At 30.8% G+C, this 16,994-nt stretch carries 15 protein-coding genes; 3 read left to right on the top strand and 12 right to left on the bottom strand.

Features of this window, described 5'->3' with window-relative positions; genetic code table 11:
• Positions 1-940 precede the first annotated feature (940 nt).
• Positions 941-1,939: a metal-dependent hydrolase gene (locus tag AAC008_RS11385; RefSeq protein ID WP_339889409.1), complete on the bottom strand. Its 999-nt coding sequence runs from the start codon at positions 1,937-1,939 to the stop codon at positions 941-943.
• Between the two features lie 693 nt (positions 1,940-2,632).
• Between AAC008_RS11385 and AAC008_RS11380 the strand changes: the two genes are divergently transcribed.
• Genes AAC008_RS11380 through AAC008_RS11370 form a run of 3 tightly spaced genes read left to right on the top strand, consistent with a single transcriptional unit; the run spans position 2,633 to position 5,216 of the window.
• Positions 2,633-3,409 (top strand): ABC transporter permease, encoded by a 777-nt coding sequence (locus tag AAC008_RS11380; RefSeq protein WP_339889408.1) that lies wholly within the window; start codon positions 2,633-2,635, stop codon positions 3,407-3,409.
• A gap of 10 nt (positions 3,410-3,419) precedes the next feature.
• Positions 3,420-4,196: an ATP-binding cassette domain-containing protein gene (locus AAC008_RS11375; RefSeq protein WP_339889407.1), complete on the top strand. Its 777-nt coding sequence runs from the start codon at positions 3,420-3,422 to the stop codon at positions 4,194-4,196.
• Between the two features lie 27 nt (positions 4,197-4,223).
• Positions 4,224-5,216 carry an MlaD family protein gene (locus AAC008_RS11370; RefSeq protein WP_339889406.1) on the top strand — a complete coding sequence of 331 codons (993 nt, stop codon included), beginning with the start codon at positions 4,224-4,226 and terminating at the stop codon, positions 5,214-5,216.
• Positions 5,217-5,516: 300 nt separating this feature from the next.
• Here AAC008_RS11370 and AAC008_RS11365 read toward each other — a convergent pair whose 3' ends face one another.
• The 11 genes from AAC008_RS11365 to AAC008_RS11315 form a co-directional block, all read right to left on the bottom strand.
• Entirely contained in the window at positions 5,517-6,191 is a 675-nt protein-coding gene (locus AAC008_RS11365) for an ABC transporter ATP-binding protein (protein WP_339889405.1), read from the bottom strand.
• Position 6,192: 1 nt separating this feature from the next.
• Entirely contained in the window at positions 6,193-7,455 is a 1,263-nt protein-coding gene (locus AAC008_RS11360; RefSeq protein WP_339889404.1) for an FtsX-like permease family protein, read from the bottom strand.
• Positions 7,452-8,447 (bottom strand): efflux RND transporter periplasmic adaptor subunit, encoded by a 996-nt coding sequence (locus AAC008_RS11355; RefSeq protein WP_339889497.1) that lies wholly within the window; start codon positions 8,445-8,447, stop codon positions 7,452-7,454. Before AAC008_RS11355 ends, AAC008_RS11360 begins: the two co-directional genes overlap by 4 nt.
• Positions 8,448-9,568: 1,121 nt before the next feature.
• Entirely contained in the window at positions 9,569-9,970 is a 402-nt protein-coding gene (locus AAC008_RS11350) for a hypothetical protein (protein WP_339889403.1), read from the bottom strand.
• A 113-nt stretch (positions 9,971-10,083) separates the two neighbouring features.
• The gene (locus AAC008_RS11345) at positions 10,084-10,647 is read right to left on the bottom strand and encodes a hypothetical protein (protein ID WP_339889402.1); all 564 of its coding nucleotides are present in this window, start codon (positions 10,645-10,647) and stop codon (positions 10,084-10,086) included.
• Positions 10,648-10,658: 11 nt separating this feature from the next.
• A complete protein-coding gene (locus AAC008_RS11340; RefSeq protein ID WP_339889401.1) occupies positions 10,659-11,675 on the bottom strand; it encodes a hypothetical protein in 1,017 nt (338 codons plus the stop codon).
• 4 nt (positions 11,676-11,679) lie between these two features.
• Positions 11,680-12,354, bottom strand: a complete 675-nt coding sequence (locus tag AAC008_RS11335) for a DUF4280 domain-containing protein (RefSeq protein WP_339889400.1) — start codon at positions 12,352-12,354, stop codon at positions 11,680-11,682.
• 17 nt (positions 12,355-12,371) lie between these two features.
• Positions 12,372-13,148 carry a hypothetical protein gene (locus AAC008_RS11330; RefSeq protein ID WP_339889399.1) on the bottom strand — a complete coding sequence of 259 codons (777 nt, stop codon included), beginning with the start codon at positions 13,146-13,148 and terminating at the stop codon, positions 12,372-12,374.
• Complete coding sequence (locus AAC008_RS11325; protein ID WP_339889398.1) at positions 13,145-14,950, bottom strand: DUF2235 domain-containing protein; 1,806 nt, start codon at positions 14,948-14,950, stop codon at positions 13,145-13,147. Before AAC008_RS11325 ends, AAC008_RS11330 begins: the two co-directional genes overlap by 4 nt.
• Before the next feature lie 3 nt (positions 14,951-14,953).
• Positions 14,954-16,045 carry a DUF2931 family protein gene (locus tag AAC008_RS11320; protein ID WP_339889397.1) on the bottom strand — a complete coding sequence of 364 codons (1,092 nt, stop codon included), beginning with the start codon at positions 16,043-16,045 and terminating at the stop codon, positions 14,954-14,956.
• A 167-nt stretch (positions 16,046-16,212) separates the two neighbouring features.
• Positions 16,213-16,994: phage baseplate assembly protein V (locus AAC008_RS11315; protein WP_339889396.1), on the bottom strand; the 782-nt coding region annotated here is incomplete at its 5' end.

Raw genomic sequence — 16,994 nt, 5'->3', positions numbered from 1 at the left:
TTTAATAAAAATGGTATCATTTTTCCAAATTATACTATTGAATTTGAGATTGATAGTTTTGAAACAACAAAGAAACCTATTAATAAACCTCATCAAAGTCTCTTTTAAACAGTTATTATGATAGAACTATTATATACACCTTCGACCCTTAGTAAGCTTTTTATTTTACTGACTTTTATACATGCCTTACTAAGACTCAAAACAAAAAAAAGAATAAACAAATACTTGTTTTATATATTAGGAATAAGTGTTATTGCCGAATTAAGTAATACTTATTTAAAGTTTAACGATTTGCCTTATGGAACATTCGCAACACTTAGCGTTGTGATTAGTACAATCCTTTGGCTTCTAATTTTACACATGATCTTTATTGCCAAAAAAATGATTATTGCAACAATAGTTGTGTTTAGTTTGTTTGCCTTAATAAATATTTTATTTATGGAAGGCCCACTGCAATTTAATTATTACACATTGATTTTGGGAGCGTTTCTTTATATTTTATTCTTTGTATTTGAAAGTTTTAACCAATTGAAGAGAGATAATTTCTATTTCTTTCAATCCAACAAATACATTCTTATTATATCACCTATACTTTTCTTTTTAGGGTTAAGTTTACTGTTTTTCTTCAAGTCCTATTCCTTGACTTCCAATAACCTTATGGAAAACGTAAAGCTTTTTACATATTTCAATATTGTTGTAAACGTAATCTTCTATTCATCTTTAAATTATTATATACTTAAAGAAAAGAGGTGATTTTAATAGTAGTTATTAATTGTGAATTGTAAATTGTGAGTTGTGAAGAACAAACTAGGTCAACTCAAGTTAAAAGAAACCCACATCTAACTAAAAAAATCTGAGAAATCAACTGAATCAGCTTACCATTTCTTAACCACAAAAAAAAAGAAAAGTATTTCTATAGCAAAAGGTTATTAATATAATTTTAATTCCCTTTCATTCGAGTAAAAATGTTTTTCAATAAAGCTTTACCATCTCTTTTAGCCTTTGGAACTTCTTTTGCAGTCAATTTTCCATCATAACCAGATACAAACTGATAACTGAAAACAAACTTAGGTGTTTCGGCAGAAGTAGTCAATAAACCAAAGCGCAAATCGTTGAAACAAATCGTATGGTTTTCTTCCGTAACCAAATACCAACCTTCGCTAATGTCTTTTAATTTTTGAAAATCTTCAATATGCTCTATCTTTTTTTCTAAAGCTTTGTTTTTAGCATAAAATACAAATGAAATAGGTTGCGTGTCAAAAAAAGAATAATCAGCAATAAAATAACCATCAACTGAAGCGATATTAGCATTCCAAAGAACTGTGTTTAAAGCTGTTGGTTTTACAATTATTTCTTGATAACTTATGTTTTGTTGTTCCAATGCTTTTTCAAACTGATGTACAGCGACTAGTTTCAAAACACAAGTCAACAATAAATAGCCTGAACTAATTAGTAATCCTCTGTATAAATACTTTTTTCTATCAACAAAATTTTTGCTTTTCCAAACATAAATCAAAGATATTAATAAGGGAATCGTATATAAAGGATCAATAACAAAAATGGTTTTTAAGGCAAAACGATACTCCAAAGGCCATAAAATTTGTGTGCCCCAAGAAGTAAACATATCTAGTAAAACGTGTGTAACCAAACACCAAAAAGCCATCCAAGAAGCTCTTTTAAAATCAATCTTACCTTGCTCTATTTTTGCAATTAAAAAGCCTAAGATTGGTGCTAAAAAAACAAAAAAGAGTAGAGAATGACTCAATCCTCTATGAATTGCAACGCCATCCACAACACTCATAAATTTGCCAACAAGGATATCTAAATCGGGAATCGTTCCTAAAATTGCACCATATAAAAACGTCCTGTTTTGGAGTTTTTTTCCGGCTACTATTTCTGCAGTAACAATGCCTAGAACAATTTGGGTTAAAGAATCCATTGAGATTTTTTTTGAAGGGCTAATTTAGTGTTTTTTTTGATTGAAGGGAGAGTTTTAGAATTTAGGGAATAGGTAAAAGGGTAGAAAGAGTTTAGATTCCAGAAATATTAGATAAACTTCAATACAAACTCTTCATCCTGATAAAGGGTCTCACACAAAAAACTCCACAAACTAATAAATTATTAAAATTTCTAAAACCTGTGTTCCAAAAAAACTTTGTGAAACTCTGTGAAACCTTTGAGAACCTTTGTGTAACCATTCCTTAGCAAACCAAAAAATCCGTGACCATCAGTGTTTGACTAAGTCAATCCGTTTCATCCGCGTTCCTTTTTTTAACCGCAAAGTCGCAAAGTTTAACGCAAAGTTCGCCAAGGGTTTCCATATTGACGGTTCTCGATACAATCCCGATTGGCATCGGGACCACTCGAACTGACGGTTGGGAATTTGTATCGTTTTTATAACATTTAATCATTGTACTTTCCGTAACTTCGAGTGATTTCGATATTTTATCGGAATTGTATCGAGAAGTCGTGAATAAAAATCCATACCCATCAGTGTTTGACGCAGTCAATCCGTGTCATCCGGATTCCAACTCACAAAACCAGCACTACTAACATATATCATATAATATTGAATTAAAATTCTTAACTTTATGCAATAAGTCAAGATGTTTAAAACCCATTCAAATTATTTATGGAGCAATCTTCTCAAATAGCTTTAAATATAAAAAAATTCTTTATAGAAATAGGGGAGTTGACTTATTTTTCGAGTCGTTTTTTTCGAGAACTTTTCAGCAAACCGTTTGAATTTAAAGAACTGCTCAGGCAATGCTACAACATGGGTAACAAATCCCTTGGGTTAGTATTAATTACCGGTTTTATTATTGGATTAGTATTAACAATACAAACACGTCCCACCTTAGAACAGTTTGGAGCGGAATCTTGGATGCCTTCTATGGTTAGTATTTCAATCATAAGAGAAATAGGTCCAATAATTACAGCCTTAATATGTGCGGGTAGAATTGGTTCTGGCATTGGAGCCGAGTTAGGCTCCATGAGGGTAACGGAACAAATTGACGCCATGGAAGTTTCAGGAACAAACCCATTTAAATATTTAGTAGTCACACGTGTTTTAGCCACCACATTTATGATACCTATACTGGTCATTTTTGGTGATGCTATGGCTTTGTATGGTTCTTTTTTAGTAGAGAATTTATATGGTGATGTTTCTTTTTTCCTTTATTTTGATAAAGTCTTTCATGCCATAGAATATAGTGATTTACTTCCTGCAACCATAAAAACTTTTTTCTTTGGCTATGCCATTGGAATAGTTGGATGTTACAAAGGATATTATTGCGAAAAAGGAACAGTTGGAGTAGGAATAGCGGCTAATTCGGCTGTAGTTTATACTTCAATGCTTTTATTTATAATTGATTTTATTGCCGTTTTTGTAACGGATATTTTTATCTAAAACCTAAAAAATGATAGTAGAAAATTCAAATAGAAGATCAAAAGATAATTCAGAAATAGAACCTATTTTGGAAATAAACAATCTAAAAAAAAGATTTGGAACCAATCAGGTTTTAAACGGTTTTAATTTGAAATTAAAGGAAGGAGAAAATTTGGTTATCATGGGCAAGTCTGGTTCAGGCAAATCGGTGATGATTAAATGTTTGATAGGTCTAATTGAACCCGATTCTGGAAGTATTAAAGTAATGGGACAAGAAATAACAACTCTTAACCAAACTCAATTTGATAAATTGCGAAATGAGATTGGTTTCTTATTTCAAGGAAGTGCTTTATATGATTCCATGACGGTAAGAGAGAATCTGGAGTTTCCACTCAGACATCATAAAGAACGGTTTGGAAAAAACATAAACACATTAGAACTTGTAGAAGAAGCACTAACAAATGTGGGGTTATTGCATGCTATAGATTTAATGCCCTCTGAACTTTCGGGAGGAATGAAACGAAGAATAGCATTAGCCAGAACTTTAATATTAAAACCAAAAATAATTTTATACGATGAACCCACCAGTGGATTAGATCCTATTACATCCAAAGAAATTATTGAATTGATGAGAAACATACAAAAACAATATAAAACCTCCTCCTTAATCATTACTCATGATGTGGATTGTGCGCGAGTAATTGCCAACCGAATGATTCTATTAATCGATGGCATTAATTATATAGAAGGAAATTATGAGATATTAGAAAAATCCTCAGATGAGAAAGTGAAAGCATTTTTTAAATAAAACAAAAGGAAGTAAATTAAATACATTATGAGAAAAACTTCAGGTGAAAAACTTAAACTAGGTTTATTTGTAATTATAGGATTGTTATTGTTTACAGTAGCCATTTACCTTATTGGAGAACGCCAAAACCTATTTGGCAAAAGTGATCTTATAAGTGTTAAGTTCTCAAATACGAACGGTTTAAATAAAGGAAATAACGTTCGCTATTCTGGTATTAATGTCGGAACTGTTGAAGGAATTAGTATGTTGAATGATTCTGTAATAAAAGTAGATTTATTGATAGAAAAAAAGATGATGTCTTATATTAAAAAAGATGCCATTGCTACTATTGGAACCGATGGTTTAGTAGGAAACATGTTGGTTAACATTATTCCTGGTAAAGGAAAAGAAGCCAGTGTGGAACCTGGAGATTATATTAAATCCTACACCAAAATTGGAGCCGATGAAATGCTAAACACTTTAAATGTAACCAACGAAAATGCCGCTCTATTAACCGTTGATTTATTAAAAATAACCAATGCCATTAACAACGAAAAAGGAACTTTAGGCATGTTGATTAATGACAGTGTGACTTCAAACGAAATTAAACAAACCATTTTTAACTTGCAAAAAACCAGTTATAAAGCCTCAAAAACAATGGATGTCTTACAGTCCAAAATTGAATCTATTAATTTAGAAAATAGTGTGGCTGGTGTTTTGGTGAACGATAAGGAGCAAGCTCAAAAAATGAAAAACATTATTACCAATTTAGAAGTGTCTAGTCAACAAATTAATACTACGTTAGATAGTATCAATAAAACAATATCCCAAATTAAAAACGGAAAAGGAGCTGTTAATTATCTTTCTACGGATAAAGAGTTTGTCAAAAACTTAGATCAAACCATTAAGAACCTAAACGAAGGTACAGATAAATTTAATCAAAGTATGGAGGCCTTGAAGCATAATTTTTTACTTAGAGGTTATTTCAAAAAGTTAGCGAAAGAACAGGAAAAGGTGGAAAAGGAGCGGTTGAAGAAGTAGGTTTTTATTTAGTGATCAGTTTGCAGAATTAAGAAAAAAAGGGATTAGGGAATAGGGATAAGTTAGAAGTAAAAAAAACCTTTGTGAACCTCTGTGCAACAAAATAATCTTGACATCCGCGTTCCTTTTTTAACCGCAAAGACGCAAAGTTCGCGAGGGGTTTTCATATTAACGGTTCTCGATACAATTTTAATTCCACTGCGCTGCATTAAAACCACTCGAACTGACGGTTGGAATTATATTTCGTTTTTATAACACCGAATCATCTAGTACTATTATTTGCCAGCTGAACACTGCAAACTAACTAATAACCCTACCATCTTCCATCATAATAATGCGATCCGTACGTTTAGCAAAATCCTTATCGTGGGTTACAATTAATAAAGACAAATGCTGCTTGTCGCATAATTCTCTAAAGATTGTAAAGACATTATCTGCATTGTTGCTGTCTAGGTTTCCTGTGGGTTCATCGCCCATGATTATGGAGGGATTATTAATAAGCGCTCTAGCTATCGCTACACGCTGCTTTTCTCCACCTGAGACTTGCGAGGCTTTCTTAAGAGCCAAATGTTCAATCTTTAGGAGCTTCAGTTTTTCGTATGCGTCTTGTTCTATTTCGGGTAATGATTTTTCACCTAGTTTTTTAGCAGGAAGCATAATGTTTTCTAACACCGTAAAGTCAGCTAAAAGATAATGAAACTGAAAGACGAAACCAATATGCTTGTTTCTTATATACGATAACTTTTCACTTGATTGCCCACTTATGACTTCATTGTTTAATAATAAATTGCCTTCATATTCGGTATCCATAGTAGAGAGAATATAGAGTAGGGTAGATTTACCACAACCGGATTTTCCCATAATAGAAACAAACTCTCCTTTTTCAATTTTAAAGTTAATGTCTTTTAAAACTTGAAAACGTACTGGCTTTTCAAAATACTTGTTAATGTTTTGTGCTTCTAAAACTGTACTCATGTTATTGTCCTCTTATGATTTTTACCGGGTCTATTTTCTTAGCCTTTTGAGCGGGTAAATAGCCTGCAAAAAACGTTGATATTAATGCGAATACTATTCCAATACCATAAAACCAGGGATTGAAATTAATGGGATAGGTTTTAACTGTAGGCAAAGCTTCTGTTTCAAACGGAATGGTGCTAATGAGACTCGATAATCCAAAGCCTAATAGCAAGCCTAAAATACCTCCTACAAAACCAATAATCATGGCTTGACTCATAAATATCATTTGCACATCTTTTCCTGAGAAGCCTGTTGCTTTTAGGATGGCAATATCATTCATCTTTTCATAAATTAGCATGTTTAAGATGTTGTAAATACCAAAACCAGCAACGATTAATAAGGTTATGGAAACCGCATAAGTAATTAAATTTCTAACGGTAGTTCCTGTTTCAAACTGTGCATTTGCGGTGTTGAAATCTATGGCTTTGAGCTCAAACTGATGTTCTATTTTTTTAGCCATTGGAAAGGCTAATTCTATATCATCTAGCTTTACATTGATATCGGTAATATAGTTTTCTGCTTCCCCTAAGATGCGTTGCACCGTTTTAAGATTCGAAAAACTTTGAATGGCATCCACATCAGAAATACCACTTTGATAAAGTCCTACAATCCTTAACGGAAAAACATCTCCCTTTATGGTACTTATTTGAATTCTGTCTCCCACATGAAGCGACATCTTTTTGGCAACACCGACACCCAACAATATTCCGTTTTCGTTATTGTGTAAAGCTTCAGTCGAACCTTCCACAATATAATCCTTTAGATGAAATAATTTGGCTTCTTCTAAAGCGTTAATCCCTGTTAAGTTTCCTGCAATTTCAATAGAGCCAGCTATGTAAAAGATTTGTGCTTTAATTTGCGGAAGAGCTCCTTTTACATTCGCATCTTCTTCCAAATATTTCATTAAAGGCAAGGCATTGTGTATCTTTTTCTGACTTAGTTTGGGTTTTATAGAACGAACAATATGTGTACTGTTGGCTAGTTTATCATACAAGGCAATAGGTTGTTCTTTAGAAGGTTCTATTTCGTTATAGATATGAATATGAGGAGTTTGATTCATCACTAAATTGTCTAACATAGTGTTTAACCCGGTCATGAAACTAACTAGAGTGATGTAGGCACCAATACCAAACGTTACGCCCAATGCAGCCACAGAAGTTTGTTTAATCTTCGTGACTAAATGCGTTTTTGCAATCGTTAAGATAACGGGCCAGTTGATCATTTTTCTGTTTTATAAAGTAATGTTTTTTCGGTAATTCCAGATAAGATTTCTACGTATTCCATGTTGCGCATTCCGGTTTTAATGGCTACTATGCCTGTGTCTGTTTTTACTTTATCATCATCTAGTAAATACTCTAAAGGAATGGTCAATACGTTTTCTCGTTGGCCAATGACTATATTTGCTTCACCCGAAAGTCCTGGATATAAGACTTTAGGCTGGCTATCAAAGATGGCTTCCACTTTAAAAGTTTGGTTGCGTTCGTCTTTTTTGGGTAATATCTTCGTCACTTTGGCTGTAAAGACTTCTCCTTTGTAGGCATCTAAACTGATGACTACTTGTTGGCCCAAAGCTACCTTTACAATATCTACCTCATCAACCAACATTTCTACAATAAATTGACTGCCACTTCCTAGCGTTGCTATGGGTGTAGCCGTATTAATTAGTTCGCCTACGTTTTTGTTGATGGCATAGACTTTTCCGTTAATGTTGCTTTTTATGGTGTAATCTTTAGTCGCTACTAATGTGGTGGTGTAGTTGTTTTTAGCTTGTTTTACATTGATGTATAATTCGTTTTTTGTACGGTTTAATTTACTTTGAAGGGTTGTCAAGTTGTTTTTAGATAAGTCGTAGTTTAGTTTTTTGGTGTCAAACTCTATTTTAGAGCCTATTTTCTGATCCCACAGATTCTTTTGTCTGAAGTAGTTGATGGAATCATTCTTATATTTCAATTGGGCTGCATTAATTTCGTCCTTAATGCTTTGGAGCACCGTAATGCCACCACTATAATTATCATTGGCTAAGTCTAAGGCTAGCTTTGCGTTTTGAGCATTCAGTTCGGGAGCTGTGTTGGTTACTTTAAATAGGGCTTGGTTTTTAGTCACTACTTGACCTTCTTCTACAAAGGTTTTTTCTAATATGCCCGATATAACCGCATACACCTGATACAAACTATCCGGTTGTATGATAACGGAACTGTAAATAGATTCGGTCATGTTAATGCGTTGCAGTGTAATTGATTCTTCTTGTTTACAAGCAACTGCAAGCAGACTGAGTAGTACTAATATGGGTAGCTTTCGCATGTGTGTTTCTTTTGATAATAGAATAAAGGTAAGGTTTTTAGGGGTATGATTTGATGATAATTGTCATGAGTTAATTGGGGAGTATTCAGTGTTCATTTATCGGTGTTCAGTTTACAGAACTTAGAGATTAGTTAGAAGACAATTGATGTTTTGTTGTAAGCATTAGTAAAAAACTTTGTGGAACTTCGTGCCTACTTTGTGAAGCTCTGTGTTACTAATACCTCAACTGTTTATTTACCGTAGATTCTTAGATTTTAAGTGCAAAGTTCGCAAAGAAACTAATCTATGTAAACCTACCACAAGCAAAGCACTTCAAGCTAAAGAAAATATGCGGTTTAAAAATAATTCATGTCATCCGCGTCCAACTTGGAAGATTAAGAGGAAAACTTAACTAGGAGAAATAAGGCTAGGAGAGTACATGTTTTTCATTTTTCATTTTACTTTTTTATTTGCTTGCCATTCTCATCAAAGTATTGTCCTTTTCCAATACTATCCATTTTATTTTCATATAAAATATAATTATTATATTTTTCAATTGAATTTATAGTTCCATTTTTATAATACTCTTTTTTTCTCTATAATCTTTTCCAAAATCGGCATTATTGTAGTAAATTGTTGAATCCAAATTTTTGTTAGATTCAAAATAGAACCATGTTTCCATGAACATATTTGTATTAATATTATTATTTGAAATTATGCCTAGTACCCCTTTTTCTTTTAAATTACTATTATCATAAAAGCACAAATGCAATTCGGAAGTTCCTAAACTATCTTTGCTTAAAATAAGAATTTTATTTTTTTATTTGAATACAATTCTTTTAAAATTGTGTCATTTTGAAACTCAATTTTATCATTACTTACTAATATCATTACTATATTCATTGTTTTTCATCTTACAAGAAATACAAAAAACTATAAAAATAAAGCGATAGTTGTTATCATCTTAAAAATTATCAAGATATTAAAAATTTAATTTTAAAGTTTTTAGAAGTAGGTAAAACTTGTTAAATATAAAATTAAGTAATTTTTTTTTTTTAAATTACATTATAAAGCCTAATTCTGTTTTTATAATTAATTTTACTAGAGTTTGAAAAAAATAATTCATAATAAAAGGATTCAAATAAAGAGTATTTCTCATCTTTATATTTAAGTTCATTTTTAAACTCATCAAAAAGAATTTGTCTTAAATCAATTTTTTGTGTTGAAGAATAGGGTAAAATTAGAAAAGCAATATCAGCAGTTTTGTAATTATAACTATCTGCAATTCTAAAATTTGTAGTTGTTGTATCTAATAATTTTTCAACAAGACTTGGGACTATTGAATCTTTATTTTTTATTATCTTTTGAAAAACAGAATTTCCTTTTGGTAAATAATTTTCTTCAGGTAATCTTGCATAAGTTAAACTATCTAAAACAGGAAATTTATTATTGTTCATTAAATAATTTCCTTAACCTATATTACATGAAAGAACAACAGAAATGATAAATAAAAAGAATAAATGATATTTAGTTGATTTCATATCTGTTTTTAAAAAGGAGACTTTATTTGTTATTTTGCCGTCAATTGTAAAATAAATTTTTCTAACTTTTTACAAATATTTGAATAAAAAAGACAAAGGTTTGTACTTTCATTTTCTGACAAGATTTCACAATCTTCCTTAATAATTACTATTTTTTTTGTGATGGTCGATACTTTTATATTTTGAACGATCTTTCCTTGTTTATAATAGTTTACTTCTAAATCATAATGACTTAACAATGCAACACTTTTCTTATTGTAAGAACTCTGTTTTTTTAGTAATTTATTTAAATTTATATTGTTCTCTTCGGTTATTTTTTTTCTTGATAGTATAATAACTGTATCTCTTACTTCTTCTAAATCTTCATAATATGGAAGTGTAATAATTCCTGTAATAGTATCTTCAACAGGATGTTTAATTTTTGAAGCCAAAGGAACAACAAATTCTTTGCTCTGATATGAAATTTTAAACACAACAATGCTATCTAGTTTTTCTTGTGTTATAAAACTAGTGTCATTAAATTGCTGACCAGAAATGGTTTGGTTTAGTATTAAAAGAAAAAATACAATTAATAATGATTTTATTTTATTCATTGTAAATTAATTTAAGGGGTTAATAATTTAGTTACACTAGCTTTATCATAAATTCCATAATTTAGTTCCCCTAATGTTATCCCCAAATAAGTTTCAAAAAAACCTACATTCATTTTTGTGTCATCTGATATTCTAAAAACTTCAGGTGACCCAAAAGACGAATAAGTTGCGGGTAATGAATATTGAACTGTTACATCAACACTATAAGCTAACCATGCTGCATAATTTGAGCAATAATTGGTTGAAAATATTTTTTTTACTTGTAAAAGAGTTAATTTGATTTTACCATTTGACATAAAAGTAAACTGGTTAGAATCAATATATTTAGATAAAATTTCATGATTTGGAACAGCTATATCATTTATGATAAACTCATCAGTATCTTTTGTTGTGCCATCTTTTTTATATAACGGATTCTGCATTACTTTTTTAATTAAATAATTAAAAGGAGGATGACTCTGACATCCCCAAATTTTAAATACTCCATCATTTAAAAAAGCATTTTTAAAATTTGAATAATCAATAACTTTGTTTTTTATATCGTTTATTCTCATATCGAGATCAATTGCATCTTTTTGTGATGAGTTCGCTAATATTGGTCCTCCAGGATAGGCATGAGAAAAAATATTTACTTCTTGTAAAGTATTAGGATTACTTATTCCTATTTCTTCTATAGTTTTATATATATCTTTCTTTGTAATATATTTTAACTTCCCTATTGAATCAAATGCATGTCCTTTAGTTACAGGATAATTACTTTTTGAAATACTATCAAATTTTTCTATAGAAATTGATTTTCCATTTGAAATTGTTTCAACAGTACCTTTTAAGTCAATAATAATAAATGTTAAATCATTTTTACTTTTATTATTAGCAATAATTTTAGATTTATAATCATTACAATATTTAATAAATGAGTTCCCAGTGTGGTATTCTATACCAGCAACTAAAATATATTGTTTTAAAGTTGTGACTTGTAGATTTGCCCCTTTAAACCCATTTCTTCCACTTATTTCAAATGTTGCCATAAAATTATATTGTATGAGGCTTTTTTAATTCTGCACTTCCATCTGCTTTTACTATTCCAGCTACTGTAATTAAAGTTTTTCCATCTTTTACTTCTCCTCCGTCTTTTTCAGTTATGTCAAGAAAAACAAAATCTCCTTCTTTATAGTTTTTTGTTTTGACTAAAATATTGACATTATCACCTGTATTTGAATTTTTTATTTCTTCTTTAGTATCATTATCTATCCAAATTGCACTTATTATTTCTTTTGGACTTTTTACAATTTCCTCTACATTACTAGGAACATTAATTTGACCCGAATCAGTAATTTTAATTTCTGTGCCACCATAATTACACATAATTGTGCTTTGTTGTAATAATGGTTTTTGGTCTTGTATTAAAACGGTTCCTGTGTCTTTCCATTCACCTAATTGCATTACTGCAGCACATGGACTAGCACTGTTTGGACTTTTTGTACAAGTACCCATAAAAATTAGACTTTTTTTGTCTTTTTCTTTTACAGTTGCTGTTTTTTTTCCTTGTGTAGTTGGTGTATCAAAATTAACTTTTAATAAACCTATTGGGTTTGTACAAAGTTTGCATTCTAACTTTGCTCCATCAATTACTAGCAATAATTTTTTATCTGCTTTTTCTTCTTCTTGACGTTTTTCTCGCTTAGCGTTGTTGTCTGGTTTTGCCATGCTATTGTCGTTATAGTTTATCCTAATAAAAGGATGTTGTATTGTATTTTTTTATCTTCTTTTTGAGTTATCAAATAGGCTTCTTCTAATTGGAAATCAACATAAGATAATTCTCCGTTGTAAACATTAAATCCGTTTTTTAAAGGTTTTCTTTCTGTGTGTATTTCTCCAAATATGTGATAATAAATTTTATCTTTCTTTTCTGGATATATTTTTTCTTCTACTATACTATCGTAATCTAAAACTTTTTGCGCTCTAATAACTGGCATTTGCCATAAATTGTATTTCCCAAAAAAACCAGTAAAATATAATCCATACATTTTATAATCAGAAAGATACAAAATTAATTCTTCTTCATTTTTTAGTAAATTACTTATTGTTTCAAAAGCTGAAGCAATCTCTTGACCTTTGTTGTGTTCTAAAAGTTCGTTTTTAGTTTTTTCCCATCTTTGACTCATTTCTTTTAGGTTGTACACATAAAGTATTTGTCCTTTGTAATTAACTCCTACTTCAATTTCGTCAAAAGCATAACTCATTTGTTTTATTAAAAACTCGTTAGGCTCTGAAGTTTTACTTTCAATAGTTAGTTTAGAGAGAAATAATTGGAAATTTGATATAATCTCTGTTCTTTCATATAATGTAATTGCAACCTCTCTAATGTAACTTTTCTTTTTTATTCTTTTTGGATTGGAAAAATCTTCTACTATAGTTTCAAACCTATATTTATATGTTTTATCGAGTAAAGGTTCTAACGTGAAAAATTTTAGTCCGTTTACTAAGTTTATGTTTATCAATGTTCTCTTCTTTTTCTATTGGTATTTGGATCCATACCTAAACCAGCTCTAGTTGCAGACCAATGTAAATATTCATTTCTTAATTTTCTTAATAAACTCTGCTGCGAATATCCAATAACTACAACTTCTTTAAGCATTTGACCTTTTCCTACACTTTCATCTTGTTTATTATTTAGTAATAAGTCATTGTTTTGAATATTTTCAATAGGGATATTTGGTCTATAATTAGAAGGATCTAAATTATCATAAACTATTGGAGAATAAGAATCATTAACTAATAAGCCTTTTTCAATTTTTTCGTTTAATTCTTTTGCTTGTTTTTTTGCTTCTAATTCTTCATCGCTTTTAAATTCCCATGATGGTCCATCTTCAAAAACATAATCTCTTAAATATGATTTTGATTGTTTTAAAACTTGCTCTTCATCAGGTAATGGATATTTTGTTTCTGTACTTTGTTTTATATATTTCTTCATATAATCAGATCCAAACTCTTCCATGTAGTGCAGTGGAATATAACTATATTCTTTTTTTAAATTTCTTTTTCCTGTAATATATCTATATGCTAACCCACCTGTTAAAATTTTGGCAAATTGTCCATTTAATTCTATTTGATCATCTTTAAACCAATGCTGCTTTACTAATTCTTCTTTATATTTTCTTAATTTATGAAATGGTAAATGATTAGATGTTTCTATTTCAGAAACCGTTTCTTCTCCAGATTCATAGGAACCACCAATATCACAATGAACTCCTGGAAGTTTTCTCTCAACTACAAAACCATACTTTGGAGCCTTAGTTAGTGAAAAACTTTCTCTATGTTCATTTTCTGCGGTAAAATGAACCAATTTTGTAAAGCCTCCCAAATTGTTTAGTTGCAATTGTTCTACATCATTGTTAAAATAACTTGTAACTAAATGTCTGACACCTTTTATAAGTAGCGTAGGCATTTTTGCGTCTCCAAATTCTTCATATGAAGAAACTGTATCATAGATACCTATGAAACGGATACAAATTTCAAGTTCTTTAAGTTCTTCTTTACTTAAAACATCTTTTTCAAGTAAAGAATAGCCTAAATGTCCATAACGAGGAGTTTTGCCGTCTATTAATAAACTTTCATCTATTTCTTTACCATCACTATCTCCTTTAACTGTTTTAAATTTTTTTTGTGGCATTCCACTTTGGCTGTAAGGATTTACAGGATAATATCCATCTTGTACTCTTATATTTTGAGGAGTTATTGGCTTTTTTGAATTAATTTCATATACAAAATTTCTTGCAGCAGCAGCCCCACGACTAAAACCTGAAACATCTATGGTTATTTTTGTTAGTTTGGTATCTCCTTTTGTATTTTTAATAGATTTAATTCTTTTTGCTAATTTTTCACACGCTTTACGTACTTTTCCTCTTACTCCTGTTACACCCGAACCGTACATAAATCCAGCATCTACATCACTTTTCTCATCCTCTGTTCCAATACCTTCTACATATAATCCATAAGTATCTGAATCACAACAATTATACATTCGTGCAACATTGCTATAATCATTAGCATAACTGTTATCATCAATATCTGTTTTTTTTAGCCAAAGATTTGATGCTTTGCGCTCCATACCTTCTTCATTGTATGTTTTTTTTTCGTTAGCTGTAGCTTTTTCTGCTCCTTCGAGGCCATATACTTTTTTTCGAATTTCAGTGTTTCTTCTATTATTAAGTGTACCATCTAAAAATACACCAAATTCAAGTTGTAAAAACTTGTCTTCTGAATTATCTTCTCCTGTATTATATACATAAGTTGTACCCATAATTTACCACTTATTATCAGATTCAAAAACTTTTTGTTGGCTTTTTGTTATTGCTATTTCTTTGCCATTACCTTTTAACTTAACGGTAATAAAAGTATTGGTCATATTTACTTTAAATTCTAGTTCGGCTTCTGTATCTTTATTGTCTTTATATAGAATTGTAAATGCTTCAAAAATTTCGTTTTCATCAAATTCTACTTTCCCAGAATATAATTGCCCTTCCTTATCATACCAACTAAAACCTACCGATTTAGGAATGGCTTGTTTGGTATATTCTATTTTTAAATTATAATTATCTTTATAATCTGTTCTAATAGGAAAATTAAAATCTCTAATTGAATATCTTTCTCCGTTTAACAAATCCAGAGTTACTCGTTCATTCATTTTACCATCATTTTGTATAACGAAAGTAGGTTTCCACACATATTTAACTCTATAACTATCCCATAATCCGTAAGGAATGGGCTTATTTTTATTGGTTTGTTGTACTTCTAATGGAACAATTTTTTCGTTTTCCATTACTCCTTTTCTATAAACAGCATCAAAATATAATCGTTCATGACTGTCTAACCCTGGTGGTTCTTTTATTTCAATTTTTTCTCCTTGATATCGACCTACTTCTGTAGTTTTTGCTGCTCCTGCCATCCAAACAACTACAACGCCACCAGGAGCAAAACCTGCAATAATATAATAATAATCTTCATGTTTTAACTTTCCGCTAGCTCCTCTCATTTCAAAACCTTCTTGAAATAATTGTTCTATTTTTTTATGGTCTATTTCACACTTTATTGTGTAGAAACAATCTTCCGCAAAAGCTAACCAAGTTACCTGTAACCCTTGAGGTATTTGTTTGCTTTCGCTCATACTACCTCCTGTTTCTCCCCAACCAGCAGTTCCTACTCCTAAATGTAAGCTTTGATAAGGCTCAGCAAAACCACCACTATATACTTCAACAGGATACCCATCTGGGCATGTAAATGTAGGGTTCCAAGCAAATTTTTCTGTTTGTGTTGTTTCCATATTTTGTTGTTGTGTTTGCTTGTTTTGGCAAGCACTTAATTGTGTTATTAGTAAAATAAATAGTAGGTTTTTCATTTTTTACTTTTTAAGATATGAATAGCATTTTCATAATTTTATGTAGTTTAATAACTCTACATTTAGGCGAAATCAGTATTCCAGCTTTTTTTGAACTTTAAAAATTTTAAGCTTAGTTTTGTATTTTTATAAATTATTATTTTTGAAATTAAAATTTCAGAAAGCCATTACCCTTTATTGACTTTCGCATCAATAGCGCCCAATATTTTGGCAACACCAGCACTTTTAAATAAAATATCTCCTTGCTCTGCTTTGTGCGTTGTTGTTGCAGTAGTTTCTGTTAAATCTCCAGCAATTTTTACTGTTTTGTTTTCGTCTATAGTTTGATTGTATGTTTTTGCAGATAATCTATGTAAGTCTGTAACTGACAAAGAATTGTTTGCTCCAACAGAAGTATCCCTATTATTTTGTACACTTGTTGTCATATTGTTTCCAACACTTATATCTAAATTTTCTCCAACACTTATACTCATGTTTTTTGGTGCATTCACACTAATATTTCCTTTGCCGTCCATCATCCATGTGTTGCCGCTTGGGTCTTCTATGAAAACACTTCCTTCAGCATCGTTCATGATGATTTTTGTTCCGCTTCTGCTTTGGATGACTTTGTTGTCATTGCCAGAAGTTGCATAACTTGAACTTTCACTTCCATTGTACATGGTTCCTAAAACGAATGGTTTCTCTGCATTTCCAGCTTCGAAGGCTACTAATACTTCTTCTCCAATTTCTGGGATGAAATACATTCCTTTTCCTGAACCTGCATGTGGATTGGTCATTCGAATCCATGGTGTGTTGTCTTCTTGCCAAGCGAATTTTACTTGAACTCTTCCTAATCCTGCTGGATCGTTGTTGTCTGTCACAACTGCGGTTTGTGTATCAGCAATTGGGTGACTGTGCACATTCCCGTAAGGTGGTGCTAAAACATCTTCTGGAACCGCTTGAAAACTGT

The sequence above is a fragment of the uncultured Flavobacterium sp. genome, assembly GCF_963975515.1.
Lineage (GTDB): Bacteria > Bacteroidota > Bacteroidia > Flavobacteriales > Flavobacteriaceae > Flavobacterium.
Note: the sequence above shows the minus strand (reverse complement) of the source record. Positions and strands in the feature narration are given on the sequence as shown.

Coding starts and splice junctions, on each gene's coding strand:
- AAC008_RS11370 (WP_339889406.1), top strand. CDS start 4,224: ATGAGAAAAACTTCAGGTGAAAAACTTAAACTAGGTTTATTTGTAATT.
- AAC008_RS11365 (WP_339889405.1), bottom strand. CDS start 6,191: ATGAGTACAGTTTTAGAAGCACAAAACATTAACAAGTATTTTGAAAAG.
- AAC008_RS11360 (WP_339889404.1), bottom strand. CDS start 7,455: ATGATCAACTGGCCCGTTATCTTAACGATTGCAAAAACGCATTTAGTC.
- AAC008_RS11320 (WP_339889397.1), bottom strand. CDS start 16,045: ATGAAAAACCTACTATTTATTTTACTAATAACACAATTAAGTGCTTGC.
- AAC008_RS11335 (WP_339889400.1), bottom strand. CDS start 12,354: ATGGCAAAACCAGACAACAACGCTAAGCGAGAAAAACGTCAAGAAGAA.
- AAC008_RS11375 (WP_339889407.1), top strand. CDS start 3,420: ATGATAGTAGAAAATTCAAATAGAAGATCAAAAGATAATTCAGAAATA.
- AAC008_RS11350 (WP_339889403.1), bottom strand. CDS start 9,970: ATGAACAATAATAAATTTCCTGTTTTAGATAGTTTAACTTATGCAAGA.
- AAC008_RS11325 (WP_339889398.1), bottom strand. CDS start 14,950: ATGGGTACAACTTATGTATATAATACAGGAGAAGATAATTCAGAAGAC.
- AAC008_RS11355 (WP_339889497.1), bottom strand. CDS start 8,447: ATGACCGAATCTATTTACAGTTCCGTTATCATACAACCGGATAGTTTG.
- AAC008_RS11340 (WP_339889401.1), bottom strand. CDS start 11,675: ATGGCAACATTTGAAATAAGTGGAAGAAATGGGTTTAAAGGGGCAAAT.
- AAC008_RS11380 (WP_339889408.1), top strand. CDS start 2,633: ATGGAGCAATCTTCTCAAATAGCTTTAAATATAAAAAAATTCTTTATA.
- AAC008_RS11385 (WP_339889409.1), bottom strand. CDS start 1,939: ATGGATTCTTTAACCCAAATTGTTCTAGGCATTGTTACTGCAGAAATA.
- AAC008_RS11345 (WP_339889402.1), bottom strand. CDS start 10,647: ATGAATAAAATAAAATCATTATTAATTGTATTTTTTCTTTTAATACTA.